This window comes from Ideonella livida (genome assembly GCF_010499455.1).
GTDB lineage: Bacteria > Pseudomonadota > Gammaproteobacteria > Burkholderiales > Burkholderiaceae_C > Ideonella > Ideonella livida.
The window spans coordinates 1-2,408 of the sequence record NZ_JAAGOH010000076.1; the positions used below are offsets into that span (position 1 = coordinate 1).

General features: G+C 74.9%; 1 protein-coding gene. It reads right to left on the bottom strand.

The annotated features are described in order from the left end of the window. A partial coding sequence (locus G3A44_RS23080) for a serine/threonine-protein kinase (protein WP_163460101.1) occupies nt 1-2,408 on the bottom strand: 2,408 nt, incomplete at both ends.

Below are 2,408 nucleotides of genomic sequence, written 5' to 3' on the forward strand. Positions count from 1 at the left end.
GCCCCAGCCGGCGCCGGGCCTGGGCCTGGGCGGCCTGGGCCAGCGCCAGCCAGGCCCGCTGGGTGGCATGGCCTGCCGCCCCCTCCTCCACCGCCAGCAGGCGCTGGGCCTCCTGCATCCAGCCCTCCACGGGCGCCAGCCTTGCCACCGGGCCCGGCGCGGCCAGCGCCACCCGCGCGGCCAGCACCAACCCGGACGCGCGCGACAGCCGCTGCGCGAACGGCAGCTGCTGCGGCGGCACCGCAGGCAGCGCCGCCCCCTCCCACCAGCGGGCCATGGCCCGGGCGGCAGCGTCGTGCTGCCCGGCAGCGAGCTGCAGCTCCGCCGTCTGCAGCAGCAGGCGCTGGCGCAGGCCGGTGGCCGCCTGGTTGCCCACATCGCGGGCCCTGGCCCGCTCCAGCCGGTCCAGGGCCTGGCCCTGCGGCGCCAGGGCGGCCTCCGGCCGGGCCTGCGCCAGCAGGCTGCGGGCCAGCAAGGCCAGGGCCACGGCCTGCTGGTACTGGAAATCCGCATCCTGCGGGAACTTGTCCACCATGAAGGCGCGCAGCCGCAGCTCCTGCTCGAACAGCGCCTGCGCCCCGGCCGGATCGTCCTGCATCAGCCGGCACTGGCCGCGCTCGCGCAGGGCAAAGGCCTGGGTGTCGGGCAGGTAGACGTTGACCGGATCCGCGCGCTCGGTGGCCAGGGCCGCCTCCCAGGCCTGCTGGGCATGGCCGCAGGCCTGCAGCCAATCCCCCTGATGGGCCACATCGTGCTGGGTGCCGGCCAGGCGCGCGGCCACCAGGTGGAAGCTGACGGCGCTGCTCAGGCTCCAGGTGTCCCGCGGCGCACGGGCCAGCAGGCGCTCCAGCAGGGGGCGGGCCTGTTCCAGCACGCTTTGCGCACTGTGCAGCCGCCCCTCGCGCTGCAGCACCTCCACCAGCGTGGTGCGCATGTTCAGCGCCACGGCCATGTCGGCCACCGTCACGCCGGGCGCCTGCAGGTACAGCAGGGAGGTCTGGACGGCCCGCTCGATGTTGCGCCGGGCGGCTGTGTACTGGCCGGTGTGGATGGTGCCGTTGCCGCCCTGCAGGCGGCTGATACGGTAGTAGGTCTCGGCCAGCTCCCGGGCCAGGGCGGGGTCGGTGGCGGCCGCCTCCTGCAGCCCGTCTAGGAAGGTCACCGCGTCCTGCAGCAGGGCCTCCCGGGCCGCGGTGGCGCCGGGCAGGTGCTCAATCTGGTCGTGGTACTTGAAGACCAGCTGCCGGGCCAGCTGGCGCACCTGGGTGAAGTGGCGGCGGGCCTCGTCGCGCTGGGCCTGCGCCTCGCGGGCCTGCCACACCGAGACGACGCTGCCCACCACCAGCGCCAGCGCCGCCACGGCCGACGCCAGGCTGGCCGCACGGTTGCGGGCGATGAACTTGCCCGCGCGGTAGGACCAGGAGGGCGCGTGGGCGCTGACGGGTTCGTGGGCCAGGAAGGCGCGGACATCCCGCGCCATGGCCTCCACCGTGGCGTAGCGGCGGTCAGGCGCCTTCTCCAGCGCCTTGAGCAGGATGTTGTCCAGGTCGCCGCGCAGGCGGCGGCGGTGCTGCAGCCAGTGCGGATCGGCCACCTCGGCCGGGCTCAGGGCACTGGGGCGCGTGGGCTCCTCCTCCAGCACACTGCGGGCGGCCTGCAGGGGGGTGGTGGCATGGCGGCCATAAGGGCGCAGACCGGTGAGCAGGACGTAGAGCAGCACGCCCAAGCTGTAGAGGTCGGTGGCGGTGCTGACGGGCTCGCCACGCACCTGCTCCGGGCTGGCATAGAGCGGGGTGAAGGGACGCGCGCCGGTGTGGGTGAGCGCGCCGTCCTGGGCCTGCGCAGGCTCCAGCGGGTCCAGGGCCTTGGCGATGCCGAAGTCCAGCAGCTTGACTTGGCCCTGCTCGTCAACCATGACGTTGCTGGGCTTGAGGTCACGGTGCACCAGCAGGTTGCGGTGGGCGTAAGCCACCGCATCGGCCAGCTGCAGGAACAGCTCCAGGCGCCGCTCCAGCGGCAGCTCGCGGCAAACCTGATCCAGTGGCTGGCCGCGCACCTTCTCCATGACAAAGAAGGGCTGGCCCCAGGGGGTGTGGCCGGCGTCCAGCAGGCGGGCGATGTGCGGGTGGCTCAACCGCGCCAGGGCCTGCTGCTCCTGGGCAAAGCGGGAGAGCACCAGCCCGCTGGCCAGGGCGGGCTTGAGCAGCTTGACCGCCGCCTCACCCTCCCAGGCCCCGTCGGCCCGGGCCACGGTCCAGACCTCGGCCATGCCGCCGGCCCCCAGCGGGCCCACCAGGGCCCAGGGCCCCAGGCGCAGGCCGGGTTGCAGGCGGGACGCCGTGGCGGGCTCGGCCCCCGGCGCGGCGGCAGCCCCGGGCGGCAGGACGGCCGGCCCGGCGAGGAACCCC